The organism is Acinetobacter sp. YH12155 (genome assembly GCF_013418255.1).
In the GTDB taxonomy this organism is placed as follows: domain Bacteria; phylum Pseudomonadota; class Gammaproteobacteria; order Pseudomonadales; family Moraxellaceae; genus Acinetobacter; species Acinetobacter indicus.
Map to the genome: position 1 here is coordinate 1 of NZ_VPCK01000021.1, position 13,863 is coordinate 13,863.

A 13,863-nucleotide genomic window follows, 5' to 3' on the forward strand; every position below is an offset into this window, starting at 1 on the left:
CAAATGGCGATTCAGCGTTTAATTGGTTTTGGGAAAAAAGAAGAGTTTAAGGAAATTTTGGCAATTTTAAGAAAGCAGAATCCTGATAGGATAAGGGTTCTGTGAAATTTGTCGTGTACAGAGAAAATACGGTAAATCATAAATCCCGCAGTGCAAAATCACCCCTTTCAGCTGTGTTAAGGCCAGAACCGGCACAAATTCCGAATGCGCGGCAAATTCCGGATTACTCAACAAGGCTGCATAATGGCTGGCCAGATTGGCACCGGCAGAATCTCCAGCCAGAAATAGTTGCTCGGCATCAACACCAAACAGCGCGCCATGTTCCTGAATATAGGCCAGTGCCTGATTAATCTGGTGTAACTGGGTGGGATAAGTCGCCGCTGGCGCCAGTTGATATTGCAGTGAAAACACCGGATAACCGGCATCTGCCAGCCGTTTAAAATAACCGCGCGCATGGGCTTTGGAACCGGAAATCCAGCCACCGCCATGAATCCAGACCACGGCCGGGCGTAATCCGGTATCATCAGGTGTCTGTGCTGGCAAATAGACATCCAGGCTTAAATCCGGATCTTGCTGATACTGGATATTTTCCAGCACCCGCACCTGCTGCGGTGCATCCCGATCCATCAGTTTCTGTTGCAATTGGGTGGTCAGATTAAATGCGCCAGCAATAATACGGCTATTACCGGCTGTGCTTTGGCAGCCACTCAGCACCAGCAGCAAGCTCATGCACAGACTTAACATCAGATACTTCATTTCACCCATCTTCCTGTTTATACAGCTGTTTTATTTTTCTTCACTATAAAGCAGCCGCCGCGCAGATGGAACCCGGTTTTTCACGACAATGCGATCTGACAATGTAGAGTATTCCAGTCAGAATTATTTGTTAAATCAAAGACCTACTTAAGTGGTATTGTGATTGAAAATCTGTATCTTTTTTGCAGACAGAACACCGGAATAAATTGAATGCCCCCCGGTGATGTGCTATCTATAGAGTATAGCTAAACATTAAGTTCATTATATCAATAAGGAGTTTCTCCATGGCGTATCAGCATATTCTCGTTCCGGTCGATGGTTCTCAAATTTCCTATTCTGCGGTGCAACATGCAGCTGAAATTGCCCGTGCCTTTAACAGTCAGCTGAGTCTGGTGAGTCTGGTGGCGGAAGACCCGTTCACTGATGCCGATTTCTATTATTCATCTGCCATCATGAAAGAATACTTTGTGCAGGCACACGGTAATGCACAAAAAGCCCTGAAAGAAGGCCAGCAAATTGCCGAAGCTGCAGGCGTTACTGTAAGTACTAAAATTGTGGAAGGTGAAGTATCGGCCAAGCATGTGGTTGAAGCTGCACAAGAAATGGGCGTTGACCTGATTGTGATGGGTTCACACGGTCGTAAAGGCTTCCAGAAATTCCTGCTCGGTAGTTTTGCTCAGGATGTACTGCGCAGTTCTGAATTGCCGGTGCTGGTCATTAAGGCCTAATTGCCCTACTACAGCTCAGAATCCTGAATGCTTTTGATGTACTTTCATTCACTGTCAGTTTCAATAAAGCCCGCGATATTCATATGTAAAAATAAGGAAAACTGTCATGACCAGCTATAAACATATTCTTGTTCCAGTGGATGAATCCCCGATTTCTTATGCTGCTGTAGAACAGGCTTTAAGTCTGGCCAAAGATTTAGGCTGCCAGGTCACGGTAATGAGCGTGATTGCGGTTGACCCATTTGTCGGCGTCGATTTTTATAAAGTTGCTCCGGCCATTACCGACTATTTCATGCAGGCCGAAAAAAATGCCAAACTGCGCTTGCAGGAAATTCTTGATTCTTTCCAGCGTGAAGGCGTGCAGGTCGATCAGAAACTGGCACACGGCGTTTCACCCTCAGATGGCATTATGCAGATTGCCGATGAAGTCGGTGCCGATCTGATTATTATGGGCTCACATGGCCGGACCGGTTTCAAGAAAATGATGCTGGGTAGCGTAGCGCAAAACGTGCTGACCCAATCGCCTATTCCGGTGCTAATTGTGAAAGTCTAAAGTAAATCTAAAGCTGCCATAAAAAAACTCCTCAACGTGAGGAGTTTTTTTTAAATCTGCTGAACAGCGGTCAGGGTTTGGAAATTTCCTGATGCAATGCCTGTAAAAACAGTTCTGCTTCAATTTTATTCGGAAAGATGCGCTGATACAGCCCCTTGTCCTGCATCGAGTGTGGTGTATATTCAATAGACACCATAAAACGCTCTTCATTCAATATTCTGTTCACTCTTAACGCAATAATATGTCGTGAATTCAAGTAAAAACCATCTTCAATTTTAACCAGCATCACTCAACCTCTTGTTCACGCCAGAACCCGGCTTTTTCACCTGAACCTTTCCAGGCTAAAAATAAAAAAGCCCACCACAATGATGAGCTTTTTTATTTAAATTATCTAAACACGTTTCAGCCTTAATTTAGCATACTCCCCGCGAATATGCGGGAAAGTTCACATAAAGTTACAGCTAAATACCGAGAAAATAAAATAAATCTTCATTATTCTATTTTTTCGAGCGAAAGCTGCACCGGTTTAGACATTCAGCATACTGTTTAAAGTTTCAACCACGTTTTTCGATTTCACCAAGGGCTTCAAGGTTTCCAGGGCCACCTGTACCTGACTGCGCTGTGGTTCATCCAGCGTATACCAGCGTGACAGCACCTGCAGCAAACGTGAACCTAAAATCGGGTTCTTTTCATCGAGGTATTTGGCCAGATGGATATAATGCTGCACCCCAAAACTCCAGGTATTTACCGGATTCATATTCAGACCACCACTGACCGAACGAATGCGGTTTGGCGTACCCAGATCATAGTCCGGATGCTGGGTTAAGGTATGAATGGTTTCAGCCGTTGCATTTGGATGGGAGGCCTGTACAGTAAACCACTGGTCTAAAGACAGCGCTTCATCTTTAAAGCGGTCATAGAAATCCTGCAGGCAGGATTCGGCTTGCGGTGCATCATTCCAGACCAGTACACGTAGCGCGCCTAAACGTTCTGACATATTGCCAGTATTCTGATACTGCTGATGCGCCAGATCAAAGGCTTCGGTATCGCCCTGACGTGCCATCAGACTGAGCATAATATTCTTCAGCGCACGCACGCCCATGGCCTGTGAAAACTCTTTTTGCAGGTCCGGGTCCAGACTTAAGTAAGTTTCCTTACAGAAAGCACCCAATTCACGCGCCAGCGTATTTAACAAGGCTTCACGTTTTTCCTGAATGTCCACCGGACTATAGTGCTGATCAATCCGGCTGCCCAAATAACCTTCACTTGGTACATCAAAAATTCGTGAGGCCAGTAACGGGTCCTGATTGACCAGTGCCGGCACCGTGTTTTTCATGGCCTGAAGATAACTTTCTACCGCATGACCATTTAGCAAAATGCGCTCCAGCAAGGTCTGGGTCGCCTGCCACTGGTTAAAGCCGTTGGTTTCATACTGCATCAGGAAGGCCAACTCGGCATCACTGGCATCAAATTCCAGATTTACCGGCGCCGAGAAATTACGTAACAGCGACACCACCGGTTTGGCATTAATGCCGCTAAATTCGATGGTTGCCTCATCCTGATCAAACAGATACACGCCATCTTTTACGCCATTTTCAAACAGGGCCTCAGATTGCAGCGCATATTGCTCGCCGGTTTCAGCATTAAACAGCGCCAAAGCCACCGGAATTGGCACGGCTTTCAGGTCTGGATATTTCGGATGCGCTTTCAGGCTCTGTTTAAAGCTTAAACGATAGGTTTGAGTCGAAGCATCATACTCGCCATGTGCCTGCAGTTTTGGAGTACCCGGCTGGTTATACCAAGTTAAAAATGCCGATAAATCAACGCCTGAACCCGCAGTCAGTGCCGCAACCCAGTCTTCGACCGTCACCGCCTGACCATCATGACGGCGGAAATACTCATCGGTACCCGCGCGGAATTTTTCCTTGCCGAGCAAGGTCGACATCATGCGGTTAATTTCCGCCCCTTTTTCATACACCGTGGCGGTATAAAAGTTATTAATTTCAACAAAATGATCTGGACGTGGCGGATGCGACAATGGGCCAGAATCTTCCGGGAACTGATGCGCTTTTAATACAGCGACATCATCAATCCGTTGTACTGCGGCCGATTGTAAATCTTCTGAAAACGACTGGTCACGGAAAACGGTCAAGCCTTCTTTTAGACACAGCTGGAACCAGTCACGACAGGTAATCCGGTTACCGGTCCAGTTATGGAAATATTCGTGTGCGATGACCGACTGAACCCGCATAATTGCCGCATCGGTGGTGTATTCTTCATCGGCCAGCACGCAAGAGGTGTTAAAGATGTTCAGGCCCTTGTTTTCCATCGCGCCCATATTGAACTGGCTAACCGCCACAATCATATAGTTGTCGAGGTCATACGGCAGACCATAATGTTCTTCATCCCAGCGCATGGAATGTTTTAACGCTTCCATGGCGATGTGACATTTAGGAATATCTTTTTCTACCGCATAAATTTCCAGTGCCACATTACGGCCTTCAGAAGTCACATAGCTGTCTTTCAGCACCGCTAAATCGCCGACCACACAGGCAAACAGATAACTTGGCTTTTTGGTCGGGTCCTGCCAGATCGCATAATGACGCTGGGCATCGACCTCGCCTTTTTCAATCAGGTTACCATTGGCCAGCAGCACCGGATATTTTTTATCGGCTTCCACCCGGGTAGTAAATACCGACAGCACATCCGGACGGTCCGGATAGAAGGTAATTTTACGGAAACCTTCCGGCTCATTCTGGGTCACAAACAGATCACCAGCCTGATACAGACCTTCCAGCATGGTGTTGCTTTCCGGATGAATCACCACCTGGGTTTCAATACGTGCACGATCTGGCGCATTCTGAATTACCAGCTGTTCAGCATCAAGCTGATAGTCATTTTCGGTCAGTTGCTGACTGTTCAAATGAATAGATTTCAGCTCAAGGTCACGGCCCAGCAGCACCAGATCACCTTCGGTCTGGCGCTGCATCTCCAAAATAGCATTGACGATGGTGTGGTCTGCATACACCTGAATATCCAGATTAATTGAATCCACCAGAAATGCAGGTTTTTGATAATCTTTTAAATAAATAGTTTGGTCTGCTTCAACCACTGGATTTGCTGCGATATTCATATCATGTCCTAATTGTTTATACGCCGGGGCATTATGCGGATGATGTCTTGATCATACGCCAACTTTTTCAGTCTGTCTGCTGAATGCGCTTCTGTTCTAATATGGGCATCCGGCCACAACTTTTCAATTCATCATTCAACTAAATCTGTTTAAAAATACAGAGATGCTGAATTATGCAGCGAATCCAACAGCTTAATCTGCCCGCTAAAATCTTCTCGCGCTGGTGTTGCGCCATGCTGGTGCTGTTCTGCCCATCTGACCTGAAATTCTGCGCTATTGAGATACAAGTTCCTACATAAAGCTGCCACTTGACTACATTCTGTAATCAAAGACCTGTGATATGTGCAGCTAAAAATATACTGCGAGATAAAACCGGATAATTTCCCAAGTCTAAACAGAGGCTTATTTAGACTTCGTCAAGATAAATCCGGTGACAATTCGCCAGCATTTGCGAAGGGAGATTTATTCAAATTTAGCTTTTCAATTTCGCTTCTAGAGTCAAACAGTTATCGGCTAAATGACGCTTTCAGTTGGATGGATCGCCATTTCAGCGTAGGTCATTACATTATTTTCAAATCGGCTACATTTTGTGCACGCTTCTTGCTTGTATTTAAAGGCGCCGAGCGCATGATAACAATGATGAAAAAACGAGAAGAGGTGTGAGATGTATTTAAAAGAGCATATCGTCCGTGTAGAAAATATTAAAACCCTGCAAACCCTCGATCAGGCCAACATCGACCATAAAGTGATTGCCCTCTTTATGAGCTGTGAAGGCATTCCCATGCAGACCAATGAAGTTACCTCTATTTTGAATACCTATGATGCCCTGGGCAGCAAGAAAATCCCAAGCAAAAAAGTACAGGCGCTAATTCAGGCCAAGCAACTTGGTGAGGAGGATGATTCGCTACCGTGTCCGGTATAATCTTCTCTCCTCTAACTTCCATTTAAAATACGGCGTCCTGCCGTATTTTTTATGAAAAAGAGCTGTTCAAGTCAGGGCGTTTAAATTCAGCATAGTGTCCAAGTTTTCTGCTTTATGTTTTTTTGAGCAAACCAATGCGGCCCAGCCATGTATAATCCAGACATCCTATTTCTAAAATGATGACTGCACCTGAATATGCTCCAGATTCTGCAAAAACAGTTAGATGAAAGCACCTCGTGTCCGCTGTGCCGCGCTGCCATGTATTGGGTGGAAGCCGAACAGTACGATCAGGAGCTGAGCTATCACGAGTGCAGTTACTGCGAACATAAAGTGTATCCGGGCAATTTGCACAGTTGTCATTGCCCGGCCTGTGAAAAAAAACGCAAACAGCTGATTAAAGAAGCGCTGGTACAGGAAAACCGCAAGCTCAAAAATAAAGGCAAAGATAAAGACATGATTGAGCACAAGCTGAATCAGTTAAGCTTTATCCAGAAACTGTTTTTATTGTCGATGCTGGACGATCAGGTACATGAAAATACCCAGCATGATGAATATATTTACTGGGAGCGAATTAAATTCCAGCCTTTTTCACCCAACTATTTATATCAGAAACAGCTGATCAAACAGCTGCTTGACCAGCAGATTCTGGTGGCCAAGGAATTTGCCGATGAAGCCGGCCAGTATTATGTGAATGTGCGGCTGGACGGTTATTCGGAGCCGAGCCTGTTCAGTATTACCCATCAGCTTCGACAATGGTTTTACCAGAATTTGAGTCAGGGCGTGCCCTTTCACAGTTCAGATGAAGTCAAAGATGCCATCTATGAACTGATGTATGAAAAAGTGGTGCAGTTCATGCAGTTTTATTGCCGCATCTGGCAGGTGCAAATTTCTGGCAATAACAGTTTTAAAAGCCTGTGTTTTCGCCTGCTGGACAGCCTGGCAGCGGGTCAGATTTTTTATCTGGTACAAACCGCGCTGGATTATCTGCATGGCCAGAAATTATTACAGCCGCGCAATGAAAAATTCATTAATACCAATCTGCTGAAAAAAACCGTAGAACAGTACCGTGAACGTGGCCTGCAAGAAAAATGGATGACCACCACGCTGCCACATCCACCACAACTACCGATGAGCAAAATGGTGGAAATTCTATTTTTCCGTTTTCTCAATTATGATGAAATGATCTTTGTACAACCGATCTGGAAAATCTGGGAAAAGATTGAACCGCGCTTAAAATTTTATGCCTTAAAACGCTGTATGCACTGCGGCTCGGATGAACTGGATGTCGATTATGATGCCCAGCATTATGTGTCCTTGTTCTGCCGTCGCTGTAAACAGCAAGACCACTACTTTACCCAATAAAGGGGTAACTGATGAATTATCCAGAACAGCTTTCCACTCTTGACAGCAGCCTGCCCGATGAAACCGCGGCAATGATTGAAAAAATTATTGAAGCCTGGAGCCTGCTTAAAACCCGGCAACCACTGGTGCAATGTATCACCAACAGTGTCGCCACCAATTACACCGCCAATATTCTGCTGGCTGCCGGTGCATCACCGGCCATGATTGATAATCCTTTTGAAGCAGAAAGCTTTAGCAGTATTTGCAGCGCCTTAAGTATTAATTTGGGCACACCGACCAGCGAACAGATGCAGGCCATGCAGATTTCGGCAGAAACGGCCCAGCGTCTTGCCAAACCGTGGGTGCTGGACCCGGTCGGTTATGGGCCCGTCTTAAAATGGCGCTCAGATATGGTTGATGCGCTATTGGCCTTTCAACCGAGTGTGATTCGCGGCAATGCGTCGGAAATTGGCGGCTTGGCCGGCGCACAGGTAGAATCCAAAGGTGTTGATTCGACCCTGGACAGCACCGCGGTATATGCACAGGCCAAAAGCCTCTTGGCGCATGCCGAATGTATTGCCATTTCCGGTGAATCCGATTTTATTCTGTCCAGACAGCTTGAACAGGTGGTGCAGGTGAATGGTGGCTCGGAATTACAGCCCAAAGTCACCGCAACCGGCTGTGCCCTAGGCGCTTTAATTGCAGCGTATGCCGCGGTCAGTCCGGTGACCATTGCCACCATTGCCGCGCATGTCCATTTTGCCATTGCCGGAAAACTGGCCCACGCGCAAAGTTCACAGGTTGGCAGTTTTAATGTGGCGTTTATAGATGCAATTTTCAGTCTGGATGCGGACACCATCCGTGAACATGCCGATTTAAAATTTCTGGCGCCTTAAGACACCTTCCAGTCCAAAGCAAAGTTGAGTGCCGTTTCGGTCAGGGTTTTACTGTCTAAACGGCAAATACACATCAGGCCGATGCCATCAAAATAGTCCGGTGCGTGTTGCAGAAAAAAATCGCAATGCGGATTGGCATGCACTCTTAACTGTTGCAGTTCTTCTTCACTGCGCAGCGGCACACAGGTCTGGTGCACATAAATATCTTCATCACGCTTCTGGATGTCGTGTTGCCGGCTGGCCATCACCTGCAACACGCTTAAATAATCCTCCGGCATCCGGATATCACTGCGTGGATAAAAGCCCCGAACACGTGATACAAAATGTGCATAAAGCTTCGGCTGGTTGATGGTGGCAATAAACCACATGGGCGTTAAAGGATATTTAAAGCGCTGGTTCAGCATGGCTTTGAGCGCACTGTTGATGATTTTATGGTTGTATTGATGGCGATAGCTTTTTAAAAAACTGGCGCGTGAGTTGACCACCAGAATTGGCTGATGTAACAGGGTTAAGGCCAACAGTGGAATAATGGTCTGCCCGACCAGTTTGCCACGATGATGATATTGAATAATAGTGACCGAAATTGCCTGCGGGTCATACAGATATTTCTTTAGCTCCTTTTCACAGGTTAACGTAAACACCTGCTGATCAAACTCGGCAATTTTTTCAAAAAAATAATCTTGTTGTTGTGTGGATAAGGCTTTGAAGTCAAACACCGTCTCAGTGATATCCATAATCCTTCACCCTATGATTGTTTTAATTTTTCAGACTCATTTTAGTGTCACAACCCGGAATCAGTTATCACTATTTTCCTGGATTTGTCCATTTTGTGATAAATCATTGTAATTATATGAAATAATTCATATTAATCAAAATAATTGTGAGTAAATTTAATCTAATGATTTTACAACGCTTATCTGGGCTTTCTCGCTAAAAAACCTGATAATTCAGCGAATTAATGAGATCTGGTTAACATTTTAATTCGACCAAAGGTTATCTGCCTGCCATCTACACAACGGCGAAATAACCGTCGTTATATTACTGAATTTTCAACTAAAAATCAAAATGAATCATAAAAAAACCAGTGAAAAATCACTGGTTTTTGTGAAACAAAAAATGTGTGAAGAATTAAAACAACTGGAAAGCTTTAGATGCCCAGCCGCGTGCAGCCGATGAACTGACCGCAGGCAAAGGTTGTCCTCCATAAACTACGCTGCCCTGCCGATCCTGATAACTCATCCAGCCAATGGTGTCAGCAAAGCCAACTGGGGCTTGGCTATAGTCACACACGCCTTGCGGGAAAACCCGATGCAATCGCTGGAGCTGTTCATTGCTAAAGCGGACCGTATTGCCATAATCCGACACACTTAAAGGTTTCAACTGACACTTGTTGGCATAGGTGGTCAGGCTGTCCCCGGCCACCATACGCGGTGTGCCATATACCGGTAATCTGAGCGTGCTGCACAGATTCTCGCGGTTAATGATGCCTGCAGTAATACAGGCATCTTTTACATCTGCCGGTTTGTTTTGGGTCAGTTTGGCAGCAATAGGCAAATCACTTAAGTCTTTTTCGACATTGCTTAACCAGCGGTCCATATCATTAAAGCTGATTTCCAGACATTTGGCATCGGCAATCATGACCAGATCACCGCCATAAATCACATGGTTATTATAATTGCCATGCGCTTTTTCCAGTCGCGCCCGAATGGCAAAGGCACGATAGGAATCATGGAACAGCGCCGGGTCCGGACCTCGACAGTCAATAATCGCCACTTTATTCAGGTTGTTCCCAACATTAATTAAGCCACTACGATAGGCATTGTTCAGCGCCGTATAATTGGCTTCTAGACGTTCAGGCACCGCCTGAATATCAATATCCACACCGCCTATTTTTTCGTTTAACTGTACAAACTGTTCTGGGGTGATGATATTTTTCATCAAGCTGTCTAGGCCATATTGTACCCCGACATTATCCATCGGCAGGCCGGCAAAACCGCGACCAATCCGTTTTTCAGTTTCGGTCCACAGCTCCGTTGGACGTGGGGCCAGCAAATTAATTGCAGCATCCTGAATCGAGCAACGAATGCCTTGAGGATTATTGGTGGCATGATATAACTGCGCCGATGAAATTCCCTTGCAGATGGTATTTGGCCGCGCCACATCAAACTGGGCCAGCTCACTGACATAGCCATTAATTTCAGAAATATGTCCCTGAACATGCGCAATCTGATGCGGCAAGAAGCTTAAACGGCCTTCTGGAGTCTGGAAATAATTAATCATCAGGTGATAATCGGCGAACTGTGAAGCGGTACTCCAGGCATCAGGGAATGAGCAAGTGGGTAAAATCCCCTGATAAATTCCCGGATAGGCATTGGCCACCCATTGTGCTGCCAGCGCACCACCTGAACAGCCCTGCCCGATGGTATAGCGCAAGGTGCCATACTGCTCAATAAAACGCTCTTTGGCCATAATCAGCGATTCTGCCTGAATCGCCAGATTACAGTTATGACCGCTATGAGACAGTGCAGTCGACATCACCCCAAAGCCGCGGCCTAAAGCCAAAATGGTGACATCAGGCAAAATGGAACTTGAAGTGGCAATGACCGTTGGCGCAGAGGCAGACTGGTAATCATTACCACAGCTTTGGCCATGCGTGACCACCAGTTTATGGTTAAATTGCGCTTGTGGCTTTAAGGCGGTCCACGGCTGGTTCGGATCATACAACACCGCAAAACGGTATTCATCGCGGTTCTGATAGCCCACTTCCTCACGCACAATAAATGGCACCGTTAGTCCTTCATCGGTAGTGGTGGTGGCAATATTCTGACTGGCCGGCGGTTGTGCCGGGTCATAACTTTTAATGAGTCCCAAACGATCTTTATAGTAATAGTTATATTGCACAGCCTTTTGACAGAACTGATCGGTCGACGCATTAGTACAGGTCCAGGGCTTTAACTGCGGGCCAGACAGTAATGGTCCACTCGAAGGATGATTGATCAGGCTTAAATTCTGATAATAACGCCCTGCTTCAACCTTGAGTTGATTATCTCCCAGTTTAAGTCCTTCAACTAAGGCTTGGCGCTGCTCATTGGCAAATGCATCACTAATATTTTGTCCATTCAGGGACACTTTCAACGCCGTAGTTTGAATATCATCGGGCAGATCCAGTTTCAGCAATACATCCGAGTCTGTAATTAAATCTGGCCGGGTGGATAACACCTCCACCATTTCCCGTTCTACTTTTGAAGATGTTCCTGAACCGGAAGAATCTCCACCTCCGCCACCACAGCCATACAATATGACACTACACACCGCAATATTGAGGCTATTGAATACCAGTTTTCCTTTCATACGCTCATCCATAAATTATTATTTTTCTGAAGTTTTTATATGTATAACTTCATTCATGAGCATAAAGATAATTTGACAACAACTATTGTCATTATTGTTATTTATTGTTTTATGGGCTGTTTTAAAAAATCACCAAAATCAGGGATAAAAACCAAATTCTGCTTCTGAATATCTGATTTAATTTCAAGCTATTTTGCATGACTAAAAAGATGAATAGTTATATAACTTTTACTTTAATTAACTTGGTAAATGATTAAATTCTTTTATTCCCGTGTAATATTTTCCGTCTTATTGGAAAATTTTTGTAACCATTTAACGATGAAATGAGAAATTTAAAACATCCAAATTTCAGATAAAAAATGCTTAATTTTGAGCGATAAAACTTGCTCCTCCCTCACTTTTGACTATGACCTTCCATTTATGACTAACAGATCAGAAAAACTTTCGTAGGTTTAAGTAAAAGAGTGTGCTTTAATACGCTCAGTATGAGATGAGCCTTATATGAGTATCACGTGAGTGGTACGACTAGCCCCTAACCATGGGGCTTTTTAATGTCTATATGATTTTGAAGTCGTATTAAAATTTAACCGAAAAATGCAATGATACTCTGAATCACCACAGCATTCACAATATCAATAAAAAATGCACCACACAGCGGTACGATTAAAAAGGCTTTATGTGATGGACCATAGCTATTGGTGACCGCCTGAATATTGGCAATCGCAGTCGGGGTTGCTCCCATACCAAAACCACAATGCCCTGCTACCAATACGGCTGCATCGTAATTTTTTCCCATGATTCTAAAGGTCACAATTGCGGTAAATAAAATCAGTACCGCTGTCTGCGCAAACAAAATGGTAATGAGCGGGCCTGCCAAATCGGCCAGCAACCAGAGTTGCAGTGACAGTAAAGCCATAGATAAATACAGGGACAATGACGCGTTGCCAAATACATCAATGGCACGGTCGAAAATATCGACTTTCAGAACATGCTCCAGAAAGTTACGTACAATTACTCCTGTACCTAAAGCCCAGACAAAGGTCGGCAGTTCAAACCATCTTCCCTGACTGATCTCTGTCATTTCATTCGCAACAAAAATACATAGCGCAAACATCCCCAAAGTCGACACTGCATTACTGGCTGTAATCAACCGGGTTTTCTTTGGATATTCGAAGGGTGCGGTGTTGATGCTAGTATCGAGTTGTTGTTCATTGGTCTCTTGCGCTACTGTCTCTGCCAACTGATTTCGCTTAATCAAGAATTTGGCAACCGGACCACCCACAAGCCCACCAATAATCAAACCAAAAGTAGCACTTGCCATTCCGAGGACAATTGCCCCCTGTATTCCATATTGAGTTTCAAGCACTTCACCCCAAGCACCGGCAGTACCATGTCCACCCGTTAAGGTAACAGAACCGACAATCAGACCAATCAATGGATCAAGCCCAAGTGCTGTGGCTAAACTCATGCCAACCGCATTTTGTACAACTACAAATAGAATGACACAGACCAGAAAGATCAGCAGTGATTTCCCACCTTCTTTGAGCTTGGTAAAGTCTGCACTTAAACCAACAGAGGTAAAGAACATCAGCATCAGAATGGTTTGAATTTCTGAGTCAAATGTGGCACTGATATTAAAAAATTTATAGAGAATAAAAGCTGTAATCGCTGCGATTAGACCGCCGATTACAGGTTCAGGTAAGTTATAGTTTCTAAAGAAGCCAATTTTACTAACAAGATACCGCCCAATAAAAAGAAAAAATACTGCAATCACCAAGGTGCCAAAGGCATCGATTTCATAATTCATAACATTCCCTATTAGCTTTATTTTCATACAGTTTTAGGAAAACAGTATGAAAAATCAATTTTAGAAATGTTATGCAAGTTATTGTTTCTAGTAATTGTTTAATTTATGTCCTAAATAGATTCAATTAATACGATGGAATATCATAAACCCAATTGTGTGCTTGCTGGTCTGTCGTACTTTCACAAACATAATAATCATGATCCCAAGCATCTTGATGGAAGATTTCCTTTTTATGGTAATTCACCTGTTTACCATTTTCGACGCAGACAAAGCTGTCGCCTTGGTCTTTGACTTGTGTTCCATTAAGGAAACCACCAATACAGAGGAATCGGGATTGTTTGGGCATTCAATAAATTTATAATATAAATAATATATA

The 13,863-nt window shown here is 44.4% G+C and carries 11 protein-coding genes and 1 pseudogene; 5 read left to right on the forward strand and 7 right to left on the reverse strand.

Going from position 1 to position 13,863, the window contains the following annotated elements:
* Window positions 1-114 precede the first annotated feature (114 nt).
* A pseudogene (locus FTU86_RS11715) lies at window positions 115-756 on the reverse strand (alpha/beta hydrolase); the annotation flags it as partial.
* A 284-nt stretch (window positions 757-1,040) separates the two neighbouring features.
* Between FTU86_RS11715 and FTU86_RS11720 the strand changes: the two are divergent.
* Together FTU86_RS11720 and FTU86_RS11725 are read left to right on the forward strand one after the other, a co-directional pair.
* A complete protein-coding gene (locus FTU86_RS11720) occupies window positions 1,041-1,484 on the forward strand; it encodes a universal stress protein (protein ID WP_005178628.1) in 444 nt (147 codons plus the stop codon).
* 106 nt (window positions 1,485-1,590) lie between these two features.
* A complete protein-coding gene (locus tag FTU86_RS11725) occupies window positions 1,591-2,037 on the forward strand; it encodes a universal stress protein (RefSeq protein ID WP_005178630.1) in 447 nt (148 codons plus the stop codon).
* A 70-nt stretch (window positions 2,038-2,107) separates the two neighbouring features.
* On the opposite strand, the gene FTU86_RS11730 is transcribed toward FTU86_RS11725, so the two are convergent.
* The gene (locus FTU86_RS11730; protein ID WP_005178631.1) at window positions 2,108-2,323 is read right to left on the reverse strand and encodes a hypothetical protein; all 216 of its coding nucleotides are present in this window, start codon (window positions 2,321-2,323) and stop codon (window positions 2,108-2,110) included.
* Between the two features lie 240 nt (window positions 2,324-2,563).
* Window positions 2,564-5,170: an aminopeptidase N gene (gene pepN, locus FTU86_RS11735; protein ID WP_104505379.1), complete on the reverse strand. Its 2,607-nt coding sequence runs from the start codon at window positions 5,168-5,170 to the stop codon at window positions 2,564-2,566.
* A 664-nt stretch (window positions 5,171-5,834) separates the two neighbouring features.
* On the opposite strand from pepN, the gene FTU86_RS11740 reads away from it, so the two are divergent.
* From FTU86_RS11740 to thiM, 3 genes are all read left to right on the forward strand, one after another.
* Window positions 5,835-6,092: a hypothetical protein gene (locus tag FTU86_RS11740; RefSeq protein ID WP_005178638.1), complete on the forward strand. Its 258-nt coding sequence runs from the start codon at window positions 5,835-5,837 to the stop codon at window positions 6,090-6,092.
* Window positions 6,093-6,287: 195 nt separating this feature from the next.
* Window positions 6,288-7,454 (forward strand): hypothetical protein, encoded by a 1,167-nt coding sequence (locus FTU86_RS11745; protein ID WP_005178640.1) that lies wholly within the window; start codon window positions 6,288-6,290, stop codon window positions 7,452-7,454.
* 11 nt (window positions 7,455-7,465) lie between these two features.
* Window positions 7,466-8,329, forward strand: coding sequence for a hydroxyethylthiazole kinase (gene thiM / locus FTU86_RS11750; RefSeq protein WP_016659073.1), 864 nt, complete (start codon window positions 7,466-7,468; stop codon window positions 8,327-8,329).
* Here thiM and FTU86_RS11755 read toward each other — a convergent pair.
* From FTU86_RS11755 to FTU86_RS11770, 4 genes are all read right to left on the reverse strand, one after another.
* Complete coding sequence (locus FTU86_RS11755; RefSeq protein ID WP_005178643.1) at window positions 8,326-9,063, reverse strand: hypothetical protein; 738 nt, start codon at window positions 9,061-9,063, stop codon at window positions 8,326-8,328. The genes thiM and FTU86_RS11755 overlap by 4 nt on opposite strands.
* A 394-nt stretch (window positions 9,064-9,457) precedes the next feature.
* Window positions 9,458-11,680 carry a DUF6351 family protein gene (locus FTU86_RS11760; protein WP_180036879.1) on the reverse strand — a complete coding sequence of 741 codons (2,223 nt, stop codon included), beginning with the start codon at window positions 11,678-11,680 and terminating at the stop codon, window positions 9,458-9,460.
* A gap of 583 nt (window positions 11,681-12,263) precedes the next feature.
* Window positions 12,264-13,487, reverse strand: coding sequence for a sodium/glutamate symporter (gene gltS / locus FTU86_RS11765; RefSeq protein WP_104484060.1), 1,224 nt, complete (start codon window positions 13,485-13,487; stop codon window positions 12,264-12,266).
* A gap of 124 nt (window positions 13,488-13,611) precedes the next feature.
* On the reverse strand, window positions 13,612-13,833 hold the full coding sequence (locus FTU86_RS11770; protein ID WP_104484059.1) for a hypothetical protein: 222 nt from the start codon (window positions 13,831-13,833) through the stop codon (window positions 13,612-13,614).
* Between the last annotated feature and the right edge of the window lie 30 nt (window positions 13,834-13,863).

Bases quoted from the DNA above. Each gene is read 5' to 3' on its own strand.
- FTU86_RS11760 (WP_180036879.1), bottom strand. From the start codon at position 11,680: ATGAAAGGAAAACTGGTATTCAATAGCCTCAATATTGCGGTGTGTAGT.
- thiM (WP_016659073.1), top strand. From the start codon at position 7,466: ATGAATTATCCAGAACAGCTTTCCACTCTTGACAGCAGCCTGCCCGAT.
- FTU86_RS11770 (WP_104484059.1), bottom strand. From the start codon at position 13,833: ATGCCCAAACAATCCCGATTCCTCTGTATTGGTGGTTTCCTTAATGGA.
- FTU86_RS11730 (WP_005178631.1), bottom strand. From the start codon at position 2,323: ATGCTGGTTAAAATTGAAGATGGTTTTTACTTGAATTCACGACATATT.
- FTU86_RS11740 (WP_005178638.1), top strand. From the start codon at position 5,835: ATGTATTTAAAAGAGCATATCGTCCGTGTAGAAAATATTAAAACCCTG.
- FTU86_RS11755 (WP_005178643.1), bottom strand. From the start codon at position 9,063: ATGGATATCACTGAGACGGTGTTTGACTTCAAAGCCTTATCCACACAA.
- FTU86_RS11725 (WP_005178630.1), top strand. From the start codon at position 1,591: ATGACCAGCTATAAACATATTCTTGTTCCAGTGGATGAATCCCCGATT.
- gltS (WP_104484060.1), bottom strand. From the start codon at position 13,487: ATGAATTATGAAATCGATGCCTTTGGCACCTTGGTGATTGCAGTATTT.
- pepN (WP_104505379.1), bottom strand. From the start codon at position 5,170: ATGAATATCGCAGCAAATCCAGTGGTTGAAGCAGACCAAACTATTTAT.
- FTU86_RS11745 (WP_005178640.1), top strand. From the start codon at position 6,288: ATGCTCCAGATTCTGCAAAAACAGTTAGATGAAAGCACCTCGTGTCCG.
- FTU86_RS11720 (WP_005178628.1), top strand. From the start codon at position 1,041: ATGGCGTATCAGCATATTCTCGTTCCGGTCGATGGTTCTCAAATTTCC.